This window comes from Pseudomonas sp. CLCA07 (genome assembly GCF_053615335.1).
Genome location: NZ_CM132131.1, coordinates 5,631,239 through 5,654,775, shown reverse-complemented (window position 1 = coordinate 5,654,775; position 23,537 = coordinate 5,631,239). Strand labels below are relative to the sequence as shown.

General features: G+C 57.1%; 24 protein-coding genes. 14 read left to right on the top strand and 10 right to left on the bottom strand.

What is annotated here, in order from left to right:
• Positions 1 to 177 precede the first annotated feature (177 nt).
• Positions 178 to 672, top strand: coding sequence for a PaaI family thioesterase (locus tag ACWGZX_RS26005; RefSeq protein ID WP_452626037.1), 495 nt, complete (start codon positions 178 to 180; stop codon positions 670 to 672).
• A 27-nt stretch (positions 673 to 699) separates the two neighbouring features.
• Here the strand turns inward: ACWGZX_RS26005 and ACWGZX_RS26000 are convergent, their stop codons facing one another.
• Positions 700 to 1,320 carry a cell wall hydrolase gene (locus ACWGZX_RS26000; RefSeq protein WP_452626036.1) on the bottom strand — a complete coding sequence of 207 codons (621 nt, stop codon included), beginning with the start codon at positions 1,318 to 1,320 and terminating at the stop codon, positions 700 to 702.
• Positions 1,321 to 1,459: 139 nt separating this feature from the next.
• Between ACWGZX_RS26000 and ACWGZX_RS25995 the strand changes: the two genes are divergently transcribed.
• Complete coding sequence (locus ACWGZX_RS25995; protein WP_452626035.1) at positions 1,460 to 2,311, top strand: CAP domain-containing protein; 852 nt, start codon at positions 1,460 to 1,462, stop codon at positions 2,309 to 2,311.
• Positions 2,312 to 2,342: 31 nt separating this feature from the next.
• On the opposite strand, the gene ACWGZX_RS25990 is transcribed toward ACWGZX_RS25995, so the two are convergent.
• Positions 2,343 to 2,579 (bottom strand): hypothetical protein, encoded by a 237-nt coding sequence (locus tag ACWGZX_RS25990; protein WP_452626034.1) that lies wholly within the window; start codon positions 2,577 to 2,579, stop codon positions 2,343 to 2,345.
• A gap of 202 nt (positions 2,580 to 2,781) precedes the next feature.
• Between ACWGZX_RS25990 and ACWGZX_RS25985 the strand changes: the two genes are divergently transcribed.
• Both ACWGZX_RS25985 and yghX read left to right on the top strand, forming a co-directional pair.
• Positions 2,782 to 4,545 carry an L-lactate permease gene (locus ACWGZX_RS25985; RefSeq protein ID WP_452626033.1) on the top strand — a complete coding sequence of 588 codons (1,764 nt, stop codon included), beginning with the start codon at positions 2,782 to 2,784 and terminating at the stop codon, positions 4,543 to 4,545.
• 101 nt (positions 4,546 to 4,646) lie between these two features.
• A complete protein-coding gene (gene yghX / locus ACWGZX_RS25980; RefSeq protein ID WP_452626032.1) occupies positions 4,647 to 5,534 on the top strand; it encodes a YghX family hydrolase in 888 nt (295 codons plus the stop codon).
• 47 nt (positions 5,535 to 5,581) lie between these two features.
• On the opposite strand, the gene ACWGZX_RS25975 is transcribed toward yghX, so the two are convergent.
• Together ACWGZX_RS25975 and ACWGZX_RS25970 are read right to left on the bottom strand one after the other, a co-directional pair.
• Entirely contained in the window at positions 5,582 to 5,725 is a 144-nt protein-coding gene (locus ACWGZX_RS25975; RefSeq protein ID WP_452626031.1) for a hypothetical protein, read from the bottom strand.
• Positions 5,726 to 5,733: 8 nt separating this feature from the next.
• Positions 5,734 to 6,522 (bottom strand): DeoR/GlpR family DNA-binding transcription regulator, encoded by a 789-nt coding sequence (locus ACWGZX_RS25970; RefSeq protein WP_452626030.1) that lies wholly within the window; start codon positions 6,520 to 6,522, stop codon positions 5,734 to 5,736.
• Positions 6,523 to 6,634: 112 nt separating this feature from the next.
• On the opposite strand from ACWGZX_RS25970, the gene ACWGZX_RS25965 reads away from it, so the two are divergent.
• The 3 genes from ACWGZX_RS25965 to ACWGZX_RS25955 all read left to right on the top strand — a co-directional run bounded on the left by ACWGZX_RS25965 (position 6,635) and on the right by ACWGZX_RS25955 (position 8,620).
• A complete protein-coding gene (locus tag ACWGZX_RS25965; protein ID WP_452626029.1) occupies positions 6,635 to 7,513 on the top strand; it encodes a serine hydrolase domain-containing protein in 879 nt (292 codons plus the stop codon).
• A 118-nt stretch (positions 7,514 to 7,631) separates the two neighbouring features.
• On the top strand, positions 7,632 to 8,438 hold the full coding sequence (locus ACWGZX_RS25960; protein ID WP_452626028.1) for a DUF2092 domain-containing protein: 807 nt from the start codon (positions 7,632 to 7,634) through the stop codon (positions 8,436 to 8,438).
• The gene (locus tag ACWGZX_RS25955; protein WP_452626027.1) at positions 8,435 to 8,620 is read left to right on the top strand and encodes a hypothetical protein; all 186 of its coding nucleotides are present in this window, start codon (positions 8,435 to 8,437) and stop codon (positions 8,618 to 8,620) included. Before ACWGZX_RS25960 ends, ACWGZX_RS25955 begins: the two co-directional genes overlap by 4 nt.
• Positions 8,621 to 8,651: 31 nt before the next feature.
• On the opposite strand, the gene ACWGZX_RS25950 is transcribed toward ACWGZX_RS25955, so the two are convergent.
• On the bottom strand, positions 8,652 to 9,320 hold the full coding sequence (locus ACWGZX_RS25950) for an ATPase (RefSeq protein WP_452626026.1): 669 nt from the start codon (positions 9,318 to 9,320) through the stop codon (positions 8,652 to 8,654).
• A 173-nt stretch (positions 9,321 to 9,493) separates the two neighbouring features.
• Here ACWGZX_RS25950 and ACWGZX_RS25945 point away from each other — a divergent pair, with 173 nt between their 5' ends.
• The 3 genes from ACWGZX_RS25945 to ACWGZX_RS25935 all read left to right on the top strand — a co-directional run bounded on the left by ACWGZX_RS25945 (position 9,494) and on the right by ACWGZX_RS25935 (position 11,584).
• The gene (locus ACWGZX_RS25945; protein ID WP_452626025.1) at positions 9,494 to 9,988 is read left to right on the top strand and encodes a hypothetical protein; all 495 of its coding nucleotides are present in this window, start codon (positions 9,494 to 9,496) and stop codon (positions 9,986 to 9,988) included.
• Between the two features lie 385 nt (positions 9,989 to 10,373).
• Positions 10,374 to 10,622 carry a hypothetical protein gene (locus tag ACWGZX_RS25940; protein ID WP_452626024.1) on the top strand — a complete coding sequence of 83 codons (249 nt, stop codon included), beginning with the start codon at positions 10,374 to 10,376 and terminating at the stop codon, positions 10,620 to 10,622.
• Between the two features lie 221 nt (positions 10,623 to 10,843).
• Positions 10,844 to 11,584: a hypothetical protein gene (locus ACWGZX_RS25935; protein WP_452626023.1), complete on the top strand. Its 741-nt coding sequence runs from the start codon at positions 10,844 to 10,846 to the stop codon at positions 11,582 to 11,584.
• A 39-nt stretch (positions 11,585 to 11,623) separates the two neighbouring features.
• On the opposite strand, the gene ACWGZX_RS25930 is transcribed toward ACWGZX_RS25935, so the two are convergent.
• The gene (locus ACWGZX_RS25930) at positions 11,624 to 12,427 is read right to left on the bottom strand and encodes a hypothetical protein (RefSeq protein ID WP_452626022.1); all 804 of its coding nucleotides are present in this window, start codon (positions 12,425 to 12,427) and stop codon (positions 11,624 to 11,626) included.
• A 190-nt stretch (positions 12,428 to 12,617) separates the two neighbouring features.
• The gene (locus tag ACWGZX_RS25925; protein WP_452626021.1) at positions 12,618 to 12,818 is read right to left on the bottom strand and encodes a YbdD/YjiX family protein; all 201 of its coding nucleotides are present in this window, start codon (positions 12,816 to 12,818) and stop codon (positions 12,618 to 12,620) included.
• A gap of 426 nt (positions 12,819 to 13,244) precedes the next feature.
• On the opposite strand from ACWGZX_RS25925, the gene ACWGZX_RS25920 reads away from it, so the two are divergent.
• The 4 genes from ACWGZX_RS25920 to ACWGZX_RS25905 all read left to right on the top strand — a co-directional run bounded on the left by ACWGZX_RS25920 (position 13,245) and on the right by ACWGZX_RS25905 (position 15,771).
• Positions 13,245 to 13,850, top strand: coding sequence for an SCO family protein (locus ACWGZX_RS25920; protein WP_452626020.1), 606 nt, complete (start codon positions 13,245 to 13,247; stop codon positions 13,848 to 13,850).
• Positions 13,850 to 14,323 (top strand): copper chaperone PCu(A)C, encoded by a 474-nt coding sequence (locus tag ACWGZX_RS25915; protein WP_452626019.1) that lies wholly within the window; start codon positions 13,850 to 13,852, stop codon positions 14,321 to 14,323. The genes ACWGZX_RS25920 and ACWGZX_RS25915 overlap by 1 nt, the downstream gene beginning before the upstream one ends.
• Before the next feature lie 323 nt (positions 14,324 to 14,646).
• Positions 14,647 to 14,865, top strand: coding sequence for a PLD nuclease N-terminal domain-containing protein (locus ACWGZX_RS25910; RefSeq protein ID WP_452626018.1), 219 nt, complete (start codon positions 14,647 to 14,649; stop codon positions 14,863 to 14,865).
• A 612-nt stretch (positions 14,866 to 15,477) separates the two neighbouring features.
• Positions 15,478 to 15,771 (top strand): fructose-bisphosphate aldolase, encoded by a 294-nt coding sequence (locus ACWGZX_RS25905; RefSeq protein WP_452626017.1) that lies wholly within the window; start codon positions 15,478 to 15,480, stop codon positions 15,769 to 15,771.
• A gap of 143 nt (positions 15,772 to 15,914) precedes the next feature.
• Here the strand turns inward: ACWGZX_RS25905 and ACWGZX_RS25900 are convergent, their stop codons facing one another.
• The 3 genes from ACWGZX_RS25900 to ACWGZX_RS25890 all read right to left on the bottom strand — a co-directional run bounded on the left by ACWGZX_RS25900 (position 15,915) and on the right by ACWGZX_RS25890 (position 23,536).
• Positions 15,915 to 20,678 carry a DUF3320 domain-containing protein gene (locus ACWGZX_RS25900; RefSeq protein WP_452626016.1) on the bottom strand — a complete coding sequence of 1,588 codons (4,764 nt, stop codon included), beginning with the start codon at positions 20,676 to 20,678 and terminating at the stop codon, positions 15,915 to 15,917.
• Positions 20,679 to 21,200: 522 nt separating this feature from the next.
• The gene (locus tag ACWGZX_RS25895) at positions 21,201 to 21,749 is read right to left on the bottom strand and encodes a cupin domain-containing protein (protein ID WP_007895886.1); all 549 of its coding nucleotides are present in this window, start codon (positions 21,747 to 21,749) and stop codon (positions 21,201 to 21,203) included.
• Positions 21,750 to 22,252: 503 nt separating this feature from the next.
• Positions 22,253 to 23,536 (bottom strand): NAD(P)/FAD-dependent oxidoreductase, encoded by a 1,284-nt coding sequence (locus ACWGZX_RS25890; protein WP_452629069.1) that lies wholly within the window; start codon positions 23,534 to 23,536, stop codon positions 22,253 to 22,255.
• Position 23,537 lies beyond the last annotated feature (1 nt).

The window sequence follows — 23,537 nt, the reverse complement described above, 5'->3', positions numbered from 1 at the left end:
GGAGCGAGCCTGCTCGCGATGGCGGACTGTCAGGCAACGCAATGTTGACTGTGCCACCGCCATCGCGAGCAGGCTCACTCCCACAGGGATTGCGGCATTACCCGGATGACGCAATGGACTTCCCCTCGTTCCGGCGTTTTAATCTCAGCGGACTTCAAAGCACCACAAGGGACAACCATGCTCGACATTTCCATGCAGGACAGCGCCGCCCCAGAGGGCGTTTGTTACGGCTGCGGCAGCCGCAACCCTCACGGGCTACACGTCAAAAGCCACTGGCATGCCGATGGCATCCACGTCGTCGCCGAGCATCTGCCCGAAGCCAAGTATTGCGGCTGGCCGGATCTGGTGTACGGCGGATTGATTGCGATGTTGGTGGATTGCCACTCGAACTGGACCGCCATGGCTTACCACTACCGGGTAGAAAACCGCGAGCCGGGATCACTGCCGCGCATCGACTGCGTCACCGGCAACCTGGGCATCAAGTTCATCAAGCCGACGCCGATGGGCGTTGCGCTGACCTTGCGCGCCAAGGTCGAGGGCGATGTCGGGCGCAAAAGCCGGGTCATCTGCGAGGTGTACGCCGACGGCGTGCTCACGGCAGTGGGAGACTCGGTGTTTGTTCGGGTCGATACCGGGCAACTGGCCGCTGCGGCGCATGGTCGTGAGGTGTAAGGGTTTTACAGCTGAGAGTTGGGCGACCTACTTCGCCGACCCATCGTACGGCTTGTAGAACACAAACAAGCCGATACTCGCCGTTTTGATGTACTTCTTGGCCCAGACAGGCTTCACCGTCTTGTCATGGAAGTACATCGCGCCACCGGTGCGATCCGGCAACTGCTTGTTCAGTGCCTTGCGCGCGATTTCCTTGGCCAACTCATATTGAGTTTCTTCCTGGACCCTGTCCGGGCGCCCGTCGCACCACCAGGAAAACTGGCAGCTTTTGGTTTCGGAGCCCTGCTTGACCACCCCGCACACGGTGTCAGGAAAACCTTCGTGGCCGAGACGGTTCATCACCACGTTGGCCACCGCTTCCATATCAGCCAAGTTCTCGCCTTTGGCTTCCCAGTAAATGGAGCGGGCCATGCAAGTAATCGCATCGTCCAATGGAGACTTGCCGGCCGGGTCGACAGCCTGGACTTCGGACGGGGTGATGGCCTGGGACTTAGGTACTGAGACGTTGCTGCCCTTCTCGGCCGCCTTCTGTTCAAGCACCTGTGCCTTGTCTTCCGCCACGTCCTTTTTTTGTTGTTGATCGTCCGCAATAGCCTGACCGGTGAGCAGTGAAACGGCGAGAGCCGCGGCGATCCATTTGACGAGCATGGCGCAAACACTCTGGGAGGCGTCGGCTTAGTGTAGTAGCCAAATCATGTCAGCTACTGAGTCACAAACTGCAAAAAGCCATTGCCTTGTACGGGGGGAGTTCGCGCATCATGGGCGCAGTCCGTTCAAGGGGGTTTTCATGCACGTCTTATCAACCGCAATGCGCTTTTCAGGGTTATCGCTGGGTCTGGTGCTTGCCACTACGGCCATGGCGTCCGAGGAAACGCAGCTGACCGACTCGATCAACGCCTTTCGCAGCCTGGCGCAGCGTTGCGCCGGTCAGGTCTCGCCGGAGTTGCCACCGCTGAATAGCGATTCGCGCCTGGTATTGCCCGCCAGCGGGCCGGTCGACTTGCAGCAGGCCATGGTGCGTGCGTCGTATCCGATGTTCAATGTGCAAGCGATTACCCTGACCGGCCCGCGTGATGCGCAAGCGGCGATGATGGCGGTGCAGGAAAGCTTCTGTCAGGTCGTGCTGGACCCGAAATTCATCGACATCGGTGTCAGCCGCCAAGGCAGCGATTGGCGTATTGTGCTCGCCCGTCCCCTGTTGCCCGCGCGTCAGGGCGATGCTGCCGCTGAAGGCCAGAAGCTGTTGGTCGAGCTCAACGCCGCGCGCACCCAACCGCGTCAGTGCGGCGGCCAGGCGTTTGCCGCGACCACACCGCTGGCGTGGAACGCCCTATTGGCGTCAGCCGCCGAAACCCACTCCCGGGCCATGGCCAACGGCAATTACTTTGATCACAAGGACCGCGACGGCCACATGCCCGGTGATCGCGCAGAACTGGCGGGTTACAACTTTCAGCAGATCGGCGAGAACATTGCCGCCGGGCAAGACACCGTGCGCAAGGTGGTTGACGGCTGGCTGGCCAGCCCCGGTCATTGCGCCAACCTGATGAATCCACAGTTCCGTGAGCTCGGCGCGGCTTACGCAGTGGATCCGAAGAGCGATGCGGGGATCTACTGGACGGCCATGTTCGGTACGCAATAAGGACGATGATCAGAGCGGTGATAAGCCGCTCTTACAACGTTTGCTGACTGTTGCCGACGGTTTTGGCTTTTTCGATGGCCCAGTCCACCGCTTCCTCGAAGTCCAGCAGATGCGGGGACGGATTGTGGTCCTCTTCAATCACCGAGCCGTCCGGCCGGTACACACCGATCAGCATTTTCAAGGAGCCGTCTTTCAGTATCTCGGCTGTGACCGTGATCGAGCATCCGTTGGATAGCGTCTCCTTGTGTTCCTTATGGCGTTCAGTCATCGCTGTCTCCCACTCGTGGTGAATGGATCGGGTCAGTCATCCTTTCTGAGCGTAGTAGAAGTTCGCCCGGGATCATTGCCCGGCACGGCACCTTTCAGCGGTAACGAACCTCCCCGAGTCAGCGGCGTAATGCCACCTATACTCCTTTCCACCAACCCCGCCCGGGGCCTGCACTACCGACAATAAAAAGCAGAGGTGGAACATGGTTTGGCAACAAGTCTACGATCCCTTCGGTAATCCGGTCATTTCAACCCTCATGGCAGCCGTGCCGGTGGTGGTGATGCTGGCCTCCCTGGCGTTTTTCCACATCAAGGCGCACATGGCGGCGTTGCTCGCACTGGCGTCTGCCTTGCTGATCGCGATCCTGGCTTTCGGCATGCCGGCGAACATGGCCGGCTCGGCGGCGTTATTCGGCGCTGCCAACGGCTTGCTGCCAATTGGCTGGATCGTACTCAACATTATCTTCCTGCACCGACTGACCACTGAGAACGGCTCGTTCAAAGTGTTGCAGGATTCCCTGGCGCGCATCACCGACGACCGACGCCTGCAATTGCTGCTGATCGCCTTCTGCTTCGGTGCGTTTTTTGAAGGCGCGGCCGGTTTCGGTACGCCGGTGGCGGTGACCGGTGCGATCCTGATCGGGCTCGGCTTCTCGCCTTTGGCCGCCTCCGGCCTGGCCTTGATCGCCAATACCGCACCTGTTGCGTTCGGCGCACTGGGCACGCCGATCATTACCTTGGCCAAAGTGACCGGGCTGGATGAAATGGAGCTGTCGATGATGGTCGGTCGCCAGCTGCCCTTCTTCTCGGTACTCGTGCCGTTCTGGTTGATCTGGGCCTTCGCCGGCTGGCGCAAAATGCTGGAAATCTGGCCTGCGATCCTCGTGGCCGGGGTCAGCTTCGCGGTACCGCAATTCCTGGTGTCCAACTACCACGGCCCGATGCTCGTGGACGTGATCGCCGCGCTGATTTCCATGGCCTGCCTGACGGGTTTCCTCAGGGTCTGGAAGCCCGCTACGGTGCACACCTCGGCCGCCTTGTCCGGGCGCGTCGACAACTCCAAAATCGACGAGGAGCATCAGCACACAACCGAGGCCAGCGCGACCTTTTCCAACGAGGCCAAACCGGCGGTAATGCGCGCGTGGATGCCGTGGATCATCCTCACGGTTTTCGTCTTCGCCTGGGGCACTCAGAGCTTCAAAAACTTGTTCGATACCCGCCCGGCGATCGATCCGGCAACCAGCTCGGCCAAGCTCGACCCGCAAGGCAAACCGATGCGCGAAGCGAACCCGATCTTTGCCCCGATCGTGACCTTTACCACCCTGCACCAGCAGGTTGAAAAAGTACCGCCGGTGGTGCCGGCGCCTAAAACCGAGGACGCGATCTACAAGTTCACCTGGTTCACCGCCACCGGCAGCGGCATCTTGCTGTCAGCCATCCTCGGCGGGCTGCTGATGGGCTACTCGATCCCGCAACTGGTACGCCATTACCTGCGAACGCTGTGGGTGGTGCGCTACTCGCTCATCACCATTGTGGCGATGCTGGCCTTGGGTTACCTCACGCGCTACTCGGGACTGGACGCCACCATGGGCCTGGCCTTCGCCGCGACCGGTATTTTCTACCCTATGTTCGGCACCCTCCTCGGCTGGCTCGGCGTGGCCTTGACCGGCTCCGACACGGCCTCCAACGTGCTGTTCGGCGGCTTGCAACGGGTGACCGCCGAACAACTGGGGATCAGCCCGGTGCTGATGGCGGCGGCGAACAGCTCTGGCGGGGTCATGGGCAAAATGGTCGACGCGCAGTCGATTGTGGTGGCGTCCACGGCGACGCGCTGGTACGGGCATGAAGGGGAAATTCTGCGGTATGTGTTCTTCCACTCCATTGTGCTGGCGATTCTGGTCGGTGGGTTGGTGACGTTGCAGGCGTATGTGGCGCCGTTCAGTCACATGGTGGTGGGTGGGCATTAGCCCGTACGTCCACTGTTTGCCACAACCCGGACGAATTGTCCGGGTTGTGCGACAAACGCTGCTTTACTGATTCAAATCCTGATCAAACGGGAAGCGCCCCGATGGAACGTCTCACCGCCAAAGATTTCGCCCCCGAACTGCTCGAACTCTACGATTACTACGTCCATGGCAAGATCAACCGCCGAGAGTTTCTTGATCGCGCAGCGTTGTTCGCCCTGGGCGGTTTGACTGCCAGCGCACTGCTCGCGTCCCTGAACCCCAACTATGCGCTCGCCGAACAGGTCGAGTTTACCGACCCGGATATCATCGCCGAGTACATCACCTACCCCTCACCCAAGGGCCACGGCAATGTGCGCGGCTATCTGGTGCGCCCGGCCAAAGCTACCGGCAAAGTGCCAGCGGTGGTGGTGGTGCATGAAAACCGCGGGCTTAATCCGTACATCGAAGACGTCGCCCGACGCGTCGCCAAAGCCGGGTTCATCGCCCTCGCCCCTGACGGTCTGAGTTCGGTCGGCGGCTACCCCGGCAACGATGATAAGGGCCGCGAGCTACAGGCGAAGGTCGATCCGGAAAAGCTCATGAATGATTTTTTCGCCGCTATCGAGTGGCTATCGAAAAACGACGCGACCACAGGAAAAGTCGGCATCACCGGCTTCTGCTACGGAGGGGGTGTGTCCAACGCGGCGGCCGTGGCGTATCCGGAATTGGCGGCAGCCGTGCCTTTTTATGGCCGCCAGCCGAAGGCTGAGGATGTGCCCAGAATCCAGGCGCCATTGCTGCTGCATTACGGCGAGCTGGACAAGGGCATCAATGACGGATGGCCGGCGTACGAATCAGCGTTGAAAGCCGCCGGTAAAACCTATGAGGCCTATATTTATCCGGGCACCAACCATGGTTTTCATAACGACTCGACACCTCGCTACGATGAGGCCGCCGCTAAACTGGCGTGGGACCGTACGATCGCGTGGTTTCGCAAGTATCTGGTTTAGGAGGCGTGCTGTAAGCGCAGGCAGCAGGTATCAATTCCTTCGATCATTCACATCACGAAGCCGAATTTTTTATTTTCCTCCGACGTATTCAAGATGGCGACATCTCGAATACGTCGGACGACAACTTCATGAACCTGAATTTTGCCTTTGCCTGCTTCATCGTTGTGTCGTTTGCGATTGCTCTGGGACATGGTTGAGCTCAGGCGTCTACCTGAATCACCTCAATGCCCAACCTCTGGTAATCCTCAATGTTGCCCGAAGCCACCTGTTGCTCGGTGATCAGCGCATGGATGCGATTGCACGGCGCAACAACGAACGGCTCCACCGCGCCCAGTTTGTCCGTCGTGGTCACGGCCACCACGTGCGACGCGTTGTCGATCATCGCCTGCTTCACCGGCACCTCATCGAAATGCAGTGAGCTGATGCCGACTTCCGGGTGAATCGCACAGATGCCGATGAACAGCAGATCAGCCTTGATGCCCTCGATCAGCCGAAGGGTTTCATGCCCGCTGGCCGACATCGTCGCGCGATTGAGTTGCCCACCGGCAAGGATCACTTTGATGCCTGTGTATTCGGCCAAGGCGACAGCGATCATTGGCGACGCAGTAATGGCCGTGATGGCAATGTCCGAGGGCAGCGACCGCGCGATCTGCAGCGTTGTGCTGCCTGAATCGAACATCACAATCTGGCCATCCTGCACCCGGCGCGCGGCGAGTTGTGCCAGCTGCGTTTTCACCTCATCGGTTTCACCGACCCGGGTGAAGAAATCCTTGCCCGTGTCTTTCGGTCGCGGCAACGCACCGCCATGCACCCGTTGCACCAACCCTGCGGTCGCGAGTTCGGACAGGTCGCGGCGAATGGTGTCTTCGGAAACGGCAAAATGCTGACTCAGCTCGGAGGCCATGACCTTGCCGTCGCGCTCAAGGAGCAGGAGGATTTTTTGCCGGCGCACCGACGGTAGCTCGGCTGCGGCGTGCTGATCGTGCATGTTTTTGCCTGATATTGCGGGTTTATGCGAGATTATCCAAGCCGCCGATAAAACACAATTGGGCGTTTCTGGCACACTCCCACGGCACCTTCGTCCAGAGCAGCCATCACCCATGCCATTTGCCCTTGTCTCAAACGGTTCACCGCTCACGCCTGCACAGTCTGATGTGACGGTTCCCTGGTGGAGTTTTACCAAGACCGTGCTCTGCGCCGCCGCCCTGTCGCTGGTGCGTGATGGCCTGGCTGATCTGGACGATACGCTGCCGGAAGGACCGTTCACCCTGCGCCAAGTGCTGCGTCATGAAGCGGGGTTGGCCGATTATGGGGAGTTGGCGGAGTACCACACCGCCGTGGCGCGCAACGAAACACCGTGGCCCGCCGATGACATGTTGCGACGCCTGGAGGCGACCCGATTGCGCTACCCACCCGGCGACGGCTGGCGGTATTCGAACGTGGGTTACCTGTACGTGGCCAGGTTCATCGAGCGCCTGACGGGGCTTGCGCTGGAAGAGGCGCTGACCCGACTGGTTTTTTCACCCCTCGGTTTGTCACGTGTGCGCTTGGCCACGACGCGAACCGATCTGAAGGGCGTGACCATGGGCGCTGCGCAAGCGTACGACCCGGGCTGGGTGTATCACGGCCTGTTGGTCGGCCCGCTGGATGAAGCCGCGCTTTGTCTGGATCGTCTACTGGCCGGCCAGACCCTGCCGTTGTCGTTACTGCGGGAGATGCAAACGGCCCGCGTGCTCGGCGGGCCAATGAGCGGGCGCCCCTGGGTTGCGCCTGGCTATGCCCTGGGCCTGATGCAAGGCGCGGTCGAGGGCGGGCTGGTCTTGAGCGGACACACCGGCGGCGGGCCGGGCAGCGTGATCGCGGTCTACCGCTACACGAAAGGCGACGACTCCGCGAGTTGCGCGGTTTTTGCCGAAGGTGGCGCCGACGGGGCTGTTGAAGCAGAGGCTGTCAGTCACTTGATGAATTGCCTTAAATGACTCGGGCCTATGCGCTAAAAAATCAGCTCGGATGAGTGGTCATTCATTGCGTGTGTGATGGGACTAACGTTGTAAGTCCACACCGGGCAATCCGGTATTCTCACAGCGGTGAACTTCCATGGACAAGATCGCCCGACAGTTAATCGACTCTTCGACAATCCGCTTCGCTGGCGCCGGATTGGCATTAATAGTGGGATTGAGCATTCCGAACGCCGCCCATGCCGATGAGGCGTACGCAAAAAATTTACTCAAGAGCATGTCCGACTACCTGACCGCGCAAAAAAACCTATCGTTCAACTACGACACAAACTTTGAAGTCATCACCAAAGAAAAACAGAACCTTGCGCTGGCCGCTTCCGGCACGACTGTCATCAGCCGCCCCGACAAGATGCGCAACACGCGATCAGGTGGTTTTGTAGATATGGAAATGCTGTTTGACGGCACCACCCTGACCTTGTTCGGCAAAAACACCAACACGTATACGCAAGTGGCTGTGCCCGGCACACTAGATCATTTGATTGATGAGTTAAGGGAAAAGTACGACCGACCTTTGGCCGGCGCCGACCTGTTCGTGTCCAACCCTCAAGATTCGTTGATGAAGGGCGTGACCAACATAAAGGACTTGGGCAGTGGCGTCATCGGAGGCGTCGAGTGCGATCACCTGGCGTTCAGAAGCAAAGCAGTGGATTGGCAGATCTGGATCGCCCAAGGCGAGCGTCCTTACCCTTGCCGCTATGTCATCACCTCAAAACAGGTCGCGGGCGGGCCGCAGTACAGCATTCAGTTCAGTAACTGGAAGACTGGCGACGAGGTTGCCGCTGACGATTTCACCTTTAACAACTCAACGAATGCGCAGAAAATCGACTTGAAAGACCTCCCCGGCGATGCTTTGCCGAAGAACTTTGTGCGAGGACCTGGCAAATGAACCTTTTGATAAAAACAAGCGGTTTGCTACTGGGCGGCTTCGTGCTGATCGCAGCGCTTGAACTTGGTGAAACCCTGTCGATCCCGGGCGTACACAGCGTTATTTCCCAGGCTGAAGCGGTTGTCGGACGCCCTCTCACCCCGGTCAGCGTGGCCGGGGTGGCGCGGCGTAGCAATCGGTGATGACAACCCAGGCTTGAACGCGGGAGCTGCGTCAGTTACTGGCAACGTGCGCCACACTGCCCGACTTCACCAACGCCTTCAGCGAAGCATCAAATTGCTTCAGCGCGCTCACTTGCGACTCGGTTTGCTGGTCGATTTGCGCAGCAATCTCCGGCGCCGCTTTGCCATGCACCCAGACCGAAGGCATTTGCTGTGCGCGTGAGCCTTCGGCCTGGCCGATGTACTGCAGGTTTGCATCGTAGAACTTGGCCATGAAGCGCGCTTCGACCTGATTATTGCGCTTGGACACCAGACGGCTGTAGGTGTCCAGCATCACCACTACGTCGGGACGGGCTTGCACCAGTGCGTCGAGATTGTCGTAGACCGTCACCGAGCCGAACTGTTTTTGCAGCGAGCCCATGAGCCAATTGATCGCAAGCTTCGGATCGGAACTGTTAACGAAGGCGTTGCTGATGCGCGAATCCAGCTGCGGATTCTTCGCGCCGTTCACCGCAACCGCATGGTACTGCTCAAGGTATTGGAGGGTGTTGAGGGTATTTTCGCTGTAGAGCACGCCTACCGATTGGGCATGCTGCAGGCTGGTTGCGCTGTCGGCGATCGGTAGGAAATGGCAAGACGGGTCAGCCGCGTAAGCCGGCACAGTCGCGGCGACACTGCCGGTGAATACGGCGATAAAAGCCAGCAAGGTTGACATTCTCATCGCGCAGGTTCCTTCAAGGGCGAATTCGGTATGTGGCTATCCTCCTCCCTTGGCGAAAAAACAGAACTTGCGTTCCTTGATGGTAACTATTGATTAAACCAATGGTGGCGCGATGAGCCTGGGCTACGCTGTTCTGATGCCCTTGTTTCTGCCCTCACCCATGGAGCCCAAACGTGCATCGAATTTCCTCTGCCGCTATCGCCTTGACCCTGTTATTCGCCTTGACCCTGTTATTCACCTTTTCAGATTCAGCCTCTGTGGATACCCCCGCACTGAATGAAGCCCGCACCCTCGTCGCCAAAGCCCACATGGGCAGCAATCTCCCGGCCCTTGCACTGTCGACGGCGCAGGGAACAGTCTCCTACTCGGTGATCGCCAAGAAACTGGGGGCTGACGATGCCAGGCGCATCGTGCCCGAGGAAATCACCGCATTGCTGCCCAAGTATCAGCCGGAATGGGACGAGAACCTGGCGCGGGCCTATGAAAAGTCGTTCTCTGAAGAAGAACTGTCATCGCTCGTCGCTGATGGGCCGGCCTCACCCTACGTGGAAAAAGTAAAAGCACAGCTAGCCACCGTCGGTGCAGAGATGCGCTCGACTTCAGAACCGATTGTGACGGCACTGGTGACTGAGGCGCTGAAGGCGACCATGGAAAAGCACGTGCCTTAAGGCCGATGCCCTCGTAAAGCGGTCTACGCTGCTTCAGGTACGCCACTTTCCACGTGTACCCTGGAGACACCGTCATGCTGCGCACCCTGCTGACCGCTTCCTTGTTGCTTGCACTCAGCCTCCCGGCCCTGGCCGGGGTGACGCCCATTCAGGTGATTCGCGATTTCATTGCGCAGTGACGCGAGTGCTGGGGAATGCGCGCCAACATTGGTTGATACGCCACTGTTACGTGGCTGATTCCGACGATATCCCCGCTGTTACCTTACCGACCGTGTTGTCACTTCTGCGGGCTTCGGCAGGCCAATAGAGTAGTGCCTTCGGTGTGCAGGCACGGACTTTCGGTCTTGCTGCCCGCCGATCCCCCCATCACGGAAGAGGTGACACCATGAGTTTCGTCATTGTTGAGAAGAATCAGAGCAGCGTCCCGTCGGAAGCCGATCTGAAAAAGGCCATGGTCGAGTCCGGCGGTAAACCGGTTGAAGTGACCGGAACCAATGCTAGCCGAAAAATGACCTACACCGGCCTGGTCAATCACACCGTGTTCGAGAACAAGCTGATCGAGGTCGCCAAAGGCAAACGTAACAGCTGGAACTTTACCTTTGCTGACGCAACGGTGAGTGCGCCGGCGCACTGAGGCCACGGCAGGGCGGTCAAACGGCCGCCCCGCTGTTTCATCAGTTGATACACCGCCGTTACGCACGCTGTTACCTGCAGGGCAGGAACAGTGTTCATAAGCCCTCTGACTGTAACGCCAAGACACTTCGCCGCCCTGCACCGCCCGCCTACAGTGAAGCCGTCAATGAGCTCAAAGGGCCATTGACTGCCCGACACACCACACCAAGGAATAGGAAAACCATGAGCAAATTAGCCGCAGTGAGCAGTAAAAGCCTGCAACTTCAAAATGATGTGCAAGAAGCTGTCAAATCGATCCTGGGCGCTTCGACGGCTTTGAAAACCACCGACTACAGCAAGGTCCTGACGTCGACCCTGGCCGCGACCCAAAAGTCAGTCACGATCGAAATCGCCGCCGAAGACCTGACCCTGCTGAAGAAGTCTGGCTACAAGCTGTGCTTTGCGAAAAAGGTCGGTACCGAGGACTACAATGTGGTCTGGCAGTCCTATGTTCAATACCTGAGCAGCAACGACTTCAGCTGGACGCCGCAATATCAATTGTTCGGCTCCAACAACTTTCAGGCGAACGTCGCGGTTAAAGTCTCGACCAATATCGTTAATATCGGCCTGGGGCAAAAGTCAGTACTCGCCGACTCCGGGCTGTTGGGTCAGGCGGTCACCGGTGGCCCCACAGTCTCGATCACCCTGGACAACGAATACGGTCCGATCCACCCCGGTATCAATCAGTTGTCCACCGGCATCGATGGCAATCAGGTCAGCACCCCCATCTACGTGGCAACAGCACAAGTGGTGACCGGCAACACCGTGTTGACCCCGGTCGAAACGGTGCTCGTCTGGTTCGAACAGAACGTGCAGACCAGTACCATGTTCAGCACCTCGCGTTCCAAAGCCGTCGAGATCGACTTGACCTTCGTTAACGATGCAACCCGACTCTATGAAGCTGGTGCATGGAAAACGATATAACTGTCCTGTCCGGGGCAACGTTGCGGTTGCCCCGTCTACTCAAGCGTCACCGCCGCCCCGGGCGAAATACCCCGTCAACGACTGGCAGATGGATTCCGCCAGATCTTCCTGAGTGGCGATGCCGTAAGGTCGATTGCGATCAAACTGTTCTGACCAGCGAATCCGCCCCTGAGCGACATCAATCAGGCGCACCGAGGCCCGGACCCGGGTCGATTCAACCCGTACGCTGCCCTCCAGTGAGTAATTGCCGCGCCCGACCCGCACAAGGTCCGAGGCTTTGACGCTGTTGCGCGACACCTTCATCAACACGTGGTTGCCATGGCTTTGCGTCTGCTCGAACGACTCGAACAGCCGGCAGCTCAGCTCTTCACACAAGCCCCGGGCAAAGTCATCGCCGTCGCGAGTGATGCAGGTAAACGGCTGAATCTGCAACACCGGATGGCGCGTCGCGATCGCTTTGGGCCGGAGTCGTTGATAAGCAAGTCGATAGCACCCGGCCGGAATGCTCAGGCGTACCGGGTCTTGCTGACCGGTGGTGGTGTAATGGGTCGCGAGTTTGCGTCGCAGCCGCCCCACCTGCACGCGCACCACCGGATCGTCGCCGGTGCAGTAAATCGCCGGATCACGGCGAAACACCGCCAAGCCGATAGCGTGCTCGGTGAGCGCAATGCCCGGAGATTGAAGGTCATGCTCGAGCAGATAGCGCAGCAGATCGCCCATCCGCCGGGACTTGGCAAACACCGGGCTGGACAACAGCTGCGCGAGCACCCGCTCCATTTCTTCACGATCAAGTGGCTCGGGGACACCCTCGGCACTCGAATTGCTTACGTGCTTGATCACCATTGCCTGCCTCCGTGCAGGATACCGACAATCGCTCGCCACCTCTTTTGAAGTGGAATTGATACTGAAGTCGTACTCCTTGCCCTTGTGCAACGCCCACGCCCGGGAAGGCTCGGACGCTGCAACGTCGAAGCTTAGCAGTCGAAACGCGATAGCGAGGACATTGTGCTGATCGCGGCGTTCACAGAGGCGTTCAGCAGCAACGCGTCGTGCATTGCTTGCCGCCGTAGCGGGCCTCCTGACGCTCACGAATAAACATCGAATGGCTCATGACCGGCTGGTCCGGGTGTTTGAGCGCCATTTGCGCGACGTAGTTGTCGTAGTCAGGGACGCCGACCATCAAACGCCCGCTCTGACTGAGGAATCGGGCGGCTTGCTGCAATTTGCGGTACATGGCAATGCTCTCATTGTGGTGTTGGACCCATGAAAGCGCACTCATGTATCTGGAATGTGTCCGCACCCTGCCAGCCACAACGCCGGCCTTGTAGCAGCTGCCGAGCCTGCGAGGCTGCGTTCGGTGCGGGCCGCGTTCGGACGAAGCCGTCGTGAAATCAGTCAATGCGGTGTGTCAGGCCCACCGTGCACTCAGGGTTTACGACTGCTGCGCCGCCGAACGCAGCCTCGCAGGCTCGGCAGCTGTTACAAGGATCGCGTGATGGCTACTGATCCGTAGTTTTCTTCCGGTTCTGTCTCTGTACCGCAACCCGCGCCGGTCCGACAATGCGCAGCACGGCGCAACAGTTTGTTAATATCCACGCGCTTTTTTCGTCTGATTCATCAGCCGTCACAGATTTCACGTCGCTACACAGGATTTCCCTCCATGAGTACGTTGTATACCCGTCGCACTGTCCTGCGCGGCATGAGCCTGTTGAGCCTCGGCCTGCTGGCCGGTTGCGATGACAGCAGCAAACTGTCGTTCAAACACGGCAAGGACCTCAGCGACAAGATCATGGGCCGTACTTTCAAGCTCAAGGACGCCGATGGCGAAACCCGGATGCTGACCAGCTATCGCGGGATGATGCCGATGGTTTTCTTCGGCTTCACCCAATGCCCGGCCGTGTGCCCAACCACATTGGCACGCGCCGCCCAAGCGAAAAAACTGATGGGCCGCGATGGCGAAAAGCTGCAAGTGATCTTCATCACCCTGGACCCGGAACGCGACACGCCGCAGATGCTCGACAAATACGTCAAATCATTCGACCCGACGTTCGAGGCGCTGCACGGCACGCTGGAAGAGACCGCCGCCACCGCCAAGGAATTCGGCGTGTTCTTCGAAAAGGTCCCCAGCGGTTCGAGCTACACCGTCTCCCACACCGCGACCAGCTACGTCTTCGACTCCCGGGGCACTTTGCGCCTGGGACTGTCCACGTCCCTTACCGCCCAAGAGTGCGCAGAAGACCTGCTCACCGTCATGGAGGTCTGCTAATGACTTCAACATCCTTCAAACGCATCAAACAACTGGCCCTCGGCCTGTCGATGATTGGCCTGGCCTTCCAGGTGTCCGCGCAAACTCAAGTCCACGACGCCTGGGTCCGCGCGACCGTTGCCGACCAACCGTCCACCGGCGCCTTCATGACCCTGCAAGCCGACAGCGACAGCACCCTGCTGAGCGTTCAGTCTCCGGTGGCTAAAACGGTACAGATTCACCAAATGAGCATGAAAGACGATGTGATGAAAATGGGAATGGTCGAGTCCGTCGCGCTGCCGGCAGGCAAGCCTGTGAACTTCGATCCCCATGGCTACCACGTGATGCTGATTGATCTGACCGCTCAGGTTAAGGAAGGCGATAAAGTCCCGCTGACCCTGACCGTGAAAAACGCCAAAGGCGAACAGGAAATTATCGAAGTGCAGGCCGAAGCTCGGGCACTCGGTATGTCGGATCACAGCAAGATGCATTGATGCCCCGCCAGACCCGCCGCCCAGGCGGGTCTAATCTCTCTGCCGGTCAGGCTGGCGTGGCCATGAGTGAACACCTGAGCAAACTCGGCGTGCCTCACCTGTAAAGGATGTCTGCGGTTTAAAACGTAAAGGAAGTCCCCTCCTCCCTTCAAGTCCTACCATACAAGCGAGCCTGCTCGCGAAGAGGCCCTGACCTTCAACATCAATTGAACTGCCAGCCCTAAATCGCGAGCACCCCGCTCACGCCTCCCAAAAAACCTGAAATTTAATCAACCCAGCCCACAGCGATTCACCTAACTGAATGACTATCAGGAGGGTGGCGAATGCAAACCGAAACAATCTGGATCGTACTCACAGCAGTACTTTTGCTGGTCGAGCTATGGGCAATCAACCGAGTGCGAAAAGCCGAAGGCAAATCGAGCAACAAACTCCTGTGGATCGTAGTGATCGTGTTCGTGCCGCTGATTGGCGTCCTGACATGGGCAGCGTTCGGCTCGAAAGACACTGAACACAACCCGCATTCGCCGCAGGCCAGACAGTGACGTCGAACGATCCGCGATATCGATTTTGGTAACTGCACAAAGCCCCGATGATTCGGGGCTTTGTCGTTTCTGGTCATCTGAAAATCGTGTAGGAAACCGCCCCCTGTGGCGAGGGAGCTTGCTCCCGCTGGGCAGCGAAGCCGCCCCAAACGCTGCCGCATTTTTAAACGCACCCACATCCTGTAGCAGCTGGCGAAGCCTGCGTCCGGCTGCGCAGCAGCCGCAAACCCAGCAAGCAACGTCCACCTGACACTAAACAACCTCTGATATCACGATTGCCGATCAACAAAACGTCGTCTTAACCATCCCCCCAAACCGGCATTTACGTCCTACAACCCCGTTTGCAGCCACCAAAACCGACGCCTATATTCGACCCGTCGCTGACCGAAGTTAGCGATGGGTTTCGCAGCCCTCAAGATTGACACCAAGACAACGTCAGGCATGATGCAGCCGGCTCCGCCTGCTTAATGTTTTATGGCGGTTGTGCGCGGGAGACCCTCGGGTCTGCCGGGTCTTGGTGTAAATCCTCCGGTCTGCGAACCCGCGCACAGCTGCCACCCATTTGTTTCGCAGCAGAAAGGTGGCAATTCTTCTTTCATAAGGATTTACACCATGACAACTCAACTTCCGCCCCGCCGCTTCACCCCAATGTCCCAACTAGCCACTGAATACCCCGTTCTGCACATCGACAGCGACGCCCCACTGCGCGAACTCCACAACTGCGTCAGCGAACGCCTCAACGCCGTCCTCAAATACCTCAACCTCATGGCCTGCACCAGCCTCCCCGACTACGCCGAAAACGACATCAACACCGTCACCAACATCGCCCGGATCCTGATCCAAGATGTGAACGATGTGTTTCGGGTCATTGAGCAGCGTGGGTTTGATTTACCCAAGGGGCAATGAACCAATTTTCAGCCGTAAAAAACCCGCATTGATGCGGGTTTCTTATTACTTGTATTCGCTCAACCTGACTCACGATTCAGAGAAGTTGTTCAAGTAGCTCTGTCCGTTTTACAATTCTGGGCTCGTTGCAACGGCATACCTAATCAAGCACACACCACCAACCGCCCCTCTTTCAACTCCAACCGCCTATCACCAATCAATTGCTTAATTCTTGCTTCGAACAATGCTGTCACTTTGGCGTTGGCGCGGCCAAAACCGAGCAGCTTCAAGGCTCCAGAGATTGCATCGTCATGACTCATGGAAAATCCAGAAATGATGATTTCTATTAGCGCCTGATCGAGCTCTTCAGGCGCGACCCACTCTAACTTGCGCTCAGTGGTCTCCCAATGAGATCGGTTGCGGATGACAACTGGCCGATTATCGGTCAAGTAAAGAAACTCGCCACGGCGTAAAAACAGCCTCTGCTTAATACCCATATCAATGGAATCTTCAACAGCGGCAGAAATTCTTGATCCTTGCCGTGTCACTCCGAAAGCATCCATGAGTCTTCGGGTAACCTCGACCGAATGCACCGGTGATTCAATATCAACAACTGTTCGGATCAGCTGCAGCAACTGTTGAGGCTTATGCTGATGCAATTCCACTTGGCTAGTTACTGCAGAGAGCCGCGCCTTTTCATAAGGTGGACTGGCGACCGGCTCGACTTCGTCGAGAGCTTCATCACGAAGAATTTCGTGTAGTGGCTCGATTAAAGTATCTGCAATCGAGACGTTACGGCGATTGGCTATGCGTTCGCGCGCCGACTCTATCGCCTCCACTGTGCGAGCAATTTCTTGCGTGGGATTGCGGAACCAATCGGTGCTCCAGATACGATGAAAGTTCCAACCCAAGCCCTCTAGCACGCCTTGTCGCAACCGATCGCGATCACGCGCAGAGCGCGAACTATGGTAGGCCGCGCCATCACATTCAACTGCCAATACGTAGCGGCCTGGGAACTCTGGGTCCTTGACAGCTAAGTCAATGAAGTAACCGGCGGTGCCGACTTGCGGCTCGACCTGGTAGTCAAGGTCGCGCAAGGCCCGGATAACCTCGTCCTCAAAAGGCGAATCCGTAGCTTTGCCGGTTTCTTTGGCGACTTCCAATTCACCCGTTTCCGCGTACTTGAGGAAATTTTTTAATGCCCTTACGCCGTGTTTCGCCGTGACATCAATATCCAGTTCATCACCGCGGAAGTTACAAAACACGCGCATTGCCAATTTGGCCCGAGTGATCAAAACGTTAAGTCGGCGATGCCCGCCGTCTTTATTGAGCGGACCAAATTCACGGGCAATACGACCGGACTCATTTCGGCCATAACCAATGCTGATGAAAATTACGTCGCGCTCATCACCTTGAATGTTTTCAAGATTTTTTACGAAAAAAGGTTCGCCGCCCTGCGCAGTGAAAAATACTTCAGCCTGAGGTGTCTTACGCCGCAATAACTCAACTTCAACGTTGATCAAATCTCGCTGTGGGACGCTGAACGCGGCAACACCCAAGGAAAGTTCCGGCGTCTCCAATGCATGCTTCATCACCGCATGAGCGACTGCTTTGGCTTCATCCTTATTAGTTCGAGTGCGACCACGGTCATACAGTGCGTGTGGCAAATAATCGAAGCTCACACCTTTGGCGTGGAGATGCTGGCCTGCAGAGGGGAATACCACCAGCTTGCTTTCGTAGAATTCGACGTTGGAGACGGCGATAAGTGATTCGTGCCGGCTGCGGTAGTGCCACCGCAGGTAGCGCTCCTGACTACCCGCCGCCTTGAACAGACTAAGGATACTTTCTATGTCAGCGGTGGCGTCGTTTTCGTCATCGGGTGCGATGTCGCGGCTGAATAAATCGCTGGGCGGCATTTGCCGCGTGTCACCCACAACCACCACTTGCTTCCCGCGCAATATTGCGCCAAACGCATCGACGGCCTTGACTTGAGAGGCTTCGTCGAACACTACCACATCGAATCCCAGCTTACCCGGAGGCAAAAAGTTGGCGATCGACATAGGGCTCATCATGAACACCGGCTTGATTTGCTGAATCGCCCTTCCCGCCTTGTCAATCAGCTGGCGAATCGGAATGTGCCGGCGCTTCTTATTCAGCTCTGCACGCAGCGTTGCCATTTCACCCGGTTGGTTCACATTGGGCATGTGCTCCCAAACCTGGCGCGCCAAATACGTTTGAGCATGGTTCAACGACGCAGCATCAAGTGCTTTGAACCTAGCGATCTGGTGTTCGTGCTTGATGCGGTCAAACTGTTGTAGCGCTGGTTTTTCGGCGTAAGCCTTTTGGACAAGTCCCGAATACCATGAAAAGTCGAGGATGGCGGGTATCTGATCGGGTGTTTCACTACGCAGGGCGATGCTCAACATCTCGTCCAACTGTGCCTGATGCATTTCGCTTGAAAGCACATTAAGACGAGCCACTTGGTAAAGCGCGCTCAGGCTAGCCTGCCACAGGTGTAAGCGTGTGCCCAAGGCAGATAGATCCAGCTTGCGTAGCGTTTGGACTTTGTCATCTTGCATTCCGATGACTTCCAGACCTGCCAACAATGCCTTATCAAGGCCTTCGAGATGCTCCTCAATGTCACTGACTGTTTCCCCTAGCCCACTTGCGTCCGTGTGGCCGGCGAGAAACGCAATGATCCCTCGTGGTACATGGCCATTGCCGAGGTCTTCGTAGAGCTGGACTACCCAAGCGCTAACGCGATCGAGTACCGCCCAGTCGGACTGCTGACGCTGCCATTGAGCACCGAAGAGCGCATTGCCCAACCCCTCGTGTTGGTCATAAATCCTCTGGCTTTGTTGATAGGTCAATACCGAATCGACCAAACCTAGCTGTTCGGCATTGCTGCCAGGCAGCACACCCAGTGCAAGTCCTTGCAAACGAGCTTTGGCCGCACGATAGGGCCCTGAAAATACCTTCCACCATTTATCACCGTATGCGAGCAGATTCTGTCGAACCTCCAACAGGTCCTGCTCCCAAGCGGCCTCGATCAACTGCGCACCATGGTTGGCTTTGCACATGCTCATGCGCTGACCTGCATCAAGCAATTCACGAATTGCATCGCGACGCAGCTGCCAATCGCCCGTACTTATCTCTACGCCTTGCAAACGAGGCGCGTCGGCCGCCCGCCTTGCAGCACGGCAGATGACAGCAACGTCCGCGAGAGTGGCGGGCTGAGTCAACATCAGTCGAATCGACAGAGCATTGGCGGCAATGTTCAACGCGGCTAAGTGCGCAATTGCTTGCTGTAACGCATCGTTCGCATTGTTCTGTTCAATGGGAGAGAAAAAAGTTCGTTTACTTCCCCAGAATGGATTTTTGTCCGGACGGCCCATTTCCTTTAAATGAATAGACAATTCTTCGACCAGTTCACGGCGCTTCAGCTGATCAGCCTGAGTCCATGACGCCATTGGCGCGAAAGCGATCGTAGGTAAGACACCGTAACTGTGTTTGAGCTTGAGATATCGCCCCAGCACCTCAACAAAGTCCATACCGCTGGCACCCACAGGTGCACTCACTGCGGAACAATAACGGTTCAAGTTGCCTTGCAGTTCCGCCAAATTAACCAGATCATCCTCGCCCACCTTCGTCAGTGGCCGACCTTGTTCAAGCGTACGTCCGAGCTCCTTTAGCACCGACGTTTTAGTAGACTTATGGCTGTGCAACTCAAGCACTGCATCACCCAAGTGACATTCATCGAGTCGACGTTTAACTACTTCAAGAGCGGCCATTTTTTCGGCCACGAACAACACAGTTTTTTTCTGGGCAATCAGTTCCGCGATAATGTTAGTAATGGTTTGAGATTTACCGGTCCCTGGCGGTCCCTGGATAACCAAGTTGGCACCCTCTCGCACTTCGAGAATCGCTTCAGTCTGGCTACTGTCAGCATCTTTGACGAATCTCACCTCTCCAGGTTGGAGCACCGAGTCAATGTTCACACCCTCGGCATAGGCTGGACGTTGGTCACCGAAACCACCCCCCAGGAGCCGATTAATGACTGGGTGTGCATCGGGCTGCTGGTCTTGCGGCCAGCTCTTCGGGTCCAGATCCTTAAACATCAAGAACTTGCCGAAGGAAAAGAACCCGAGGGCAGCCTCGTTGGTTGAAACCTTCCAGCGGGGTTGCTTGCTTATCAAGTCCGTTACTTCAGTATAAAAGCTGTCGAGACTACCCTCCGTAGCATCAAAGTGGTCCTCACTGAACTCACAGGCGGCAAGATCGAGACCAAAATCCGTTTTGAGCTTGGCGATCAAAGACAAGTTAGGCATTAACTCGTCTCCGGAATACTTCAGCTTGAATGCGTCCTTTGCGCCGCTACGCTCAAGGGTCACCGGCAATAACATCAAGGGAGCCTTGCGAAGGGTCTCTGAGCTGTCGGCCTCGTACCAATGAAGGAAACCCAGAGCCAGAAACAAAGTGTTGACGCCTTGCTCTTCGATAAAAGCTCGCGCTTCACTGTGAATCCTCAACAGCTGCAGGAAAAGGCGCTCCTCATCCAGTGTTGTCTGAAGACGCGTATCCGTGTGCCGACGCGCTCGACCAGAACTGTCTACCTCATCGTCGACAAAATCCGATTCGCCCAAGCCGCCAAGCTCGGTTAAAAGCAACTCATCAGTCGCTGCGTCCTGAGCACTTCCCCCCTCAATCTGAGTGGACTTCGCCAACGCAGCCAACTTCTGGCGTGCCATTGGTGAAAAACTCATCGCCTTCTCCTGCCGATAAAGCAGATGGAACACCGACTCTGAAAGTTCATCCACCACAGCCAATGTCTTGGCTGACGCGCGGAAGTTCAGCATGGTGTTGCGAAGGCCAATATCGAGTAATTCCTTGCGACTACCCTGCAGCTTTTGACTAATCCCTGAACTCATGAGGACTCTCTTGAAACGTGGCAGAGGCTGGAAACGATGGAAAACAGATGCCGTGGGCTAATGGCAGCAACTCGAATCATGAAAGACGATCATCGTCACCACAACGGACTACTGGTGACTGTAGAACGACTTTTTCGTTACGCCCGCCGATGCTTAAAAGAAAACTATCGCTTAGACCCGTTTTTTCCGACGGAATAAAGCCGAAATGAAGCTTGGAAGCTGGATTGTAAATCGAAGATTCGTCACCGACGTAACCGCATTGCCGTAAACCAGTGTGAATCCATGAAGCAATGATTGAACGCTCACCGAGTGAACCAGGGTAGAAGCCGCCAGTAAATTTCAGGCATTAAAAACCCGCATAACTGCGGGTTTTTAATGACCTGTTTTTGCAACTGCCCGTTTTTCCCAATCAAAGCAAAAAAACCATGTGGCGGCTGCCGAGGACTGCATTCACTCGGTATTGGTTTCGCCTGGGAACGCAGCCTTCGGCAGCTGCTACAGGGCAGCGTCCGCCTTTATGTATTAGAAGTTAGCCGGTGTGTTGGCACTGATAATTTCAGCCTCATCCGCCCCAATATTCCGAAACCGATGCGGCAACGTCGTCGGAAAGTAGTAGCCGTCGCCCGCGTTGAGAACACTAATCTGCCCATCAACCGTCAACTCAACCGTCCCCCGCGTAACAAGCCCACACTCCTCCCCTTCCGAATGCACAATCGGCTCTTCCCCCGAACTCGCCCCAGGCGCGTATTGCTCGCGCAACAAGCGCATCTGCCGGCTCGGCACCGAAGCCCCAATCAGCAACAACCGCAGACCATGACGGCCCAGATCCGGCTGTTCATTAGCCCGAAACACGTATTGATGTTCACGCGGTGGCTGGTCGAAGGTGAAGAAGTCCGCCAGAGACATGGGGATGCCTTCGAGCAGTTTTTTCAGGGAGCTGACGGAGGGACTGACGCGATTCTGTTCGATCAGGGAGATGGTGGCATTGGTGACGCCGCTACGCCGGGCCAGCTCGCGCTGGGACAGTTTGTAGCTTTCGCGTACTAATTTGAGTCTTGAGCCCGTGTCCATGACAGCCTTATGCGAGAAAAAACTTAAGGGTTATGGGGGTGGATGGCGGGCGACTTTTGGCCGCGAAAACACCGCTTCCCTGTCCCGGAAATTTGAAAGGCGGGTATTAAATCACGTTTGGTGGTGCTGCTCAGCAGGTTCGATAAGTGGTTGGGTAAAAAGGTTGTTTTGACCTGAAATCAGGGGGTTTGGCTGTGAAAACTGTAGGGGCGGTTGCTGTGTGTCAGCTGGCATTGATGGCGACGGGGATGGCCTCATCGCGAGCAAGCTTGGCTCCTACAGAGTAGTGGTGTGTCAGGCGATATCGATGCTGGCGGATATGGCCTCTTCGCGAGCAGGCTCGCTCTCACAGTCTGGTTCTGATTGGTCACACATTTTGTGCACGCCATAGACCTCCTGTAGGAGCCGAGCTTGCTCGCGATGGCGGTGTGTCAGCCACATCAATGGAGGCTGACACACCGCCATCGCGAGCAAGCTTGGCTCCTACAGGGATTGCAGCAGGTTTAGATGCCGAAACGATCGCGCAGCGAGTAGTACACGGCGCCGAGGGCGGTCAACGGTGCCGAGAAGGTGCGGCCGCCGATCATTGGCATGTGTGGCAGGGACGCGAACGCATCGAAGCGTTCGGCGTCGCCGCGGATCATTTCCGAGATCAGTTTGCCAGCCAGGTGCGAGCAGGTAACGCCGTGGCCGCTGTAGCCTTGCATGTAATAGGCGTTTTTCTCGATGCGGCCGAATTGCGGCATGCGGGACATGGTCAGCAGGAAGTTGCCGGTCCAGCGGTAATCAATCTTCACGTCCTTGAGTTGCGGGAAGGTCTTGAGGATTTTCGGCTTGATCAGTTGTTCAATGTCGTCCGGTTCCCGCGCGCCGTAGACCACGCCACCGCCGTACAGCAGGCGGTTGTCGGCGGTGAGGCGGTAGTAGTCGAGCAAGTAGTTGCAGTCTTCGACGCAGTAGTTGTTTTTGATCAGGCTGCGCGCAACCTTTTCGGACAACGGTTCGGTGACGACGATTTGCGAGCCGCACGGCATGCTCTTGCTGGTCACGCGATTGTCGAGGCCCTGCGGCAGGTAGGCGTTACCGGCGATCAGCAGGTATTTGGCGCGCACTACGCCTTTGGCGGTGCGTACGGTGATCGGTTCGCCGTAAGTGATTTCTACTGCCGCCGATTGTTCGTAGATTTTGCCGCCCAGACCGATGATGGCCGAGGCTTCGCCGAGGGCCAGGTTCAGCGGGTGGATGTGGCCGCCCTGCATGTCGAGCAGGCCGCCGACGTAGGCGTCGGAACCGACTTCACGCTTGATGTCAGCCGTGTCGAGCATTTTCAGGTTCTTGTTGCCGTAGCGCTCCCAGCTTTTCTTCTGCTCGGCCAGGCCTTTGAGTTGCTTTTTGTTCATCGCGGCGAAGATGCCGCCCGGACGGTAGTCGCACTGGATGTCGTAGTGTTGTATGCGCTGACGAATGATGTCGGCGCCTTCAAAAATCATGCTGCCCAGGACTTCGGCAGTCTTGTCGCCGTAGCGTTCTTCGATGACATCGACGTCGCGGCTGTAGGAGTTGACCAGTTGGCCGCCGTTGCGACCGCTGGCGCCGAACCCGACTTTGGCGGCTTCCAGCACGGTGACGCTGTAGCCGGCTTCGGCGAGGAACAGGGCCGAGGACAAACCGGTGTAGCCGGCGCCGATGATGCAGACGTCGCATTCCACCAGTTCTTCAAGCACCGGAAAATCGCCGGTGAAGTTGCGGGTGGCGGCGTAGTAGCTGTTTACGTGGGTTTGTTTCACA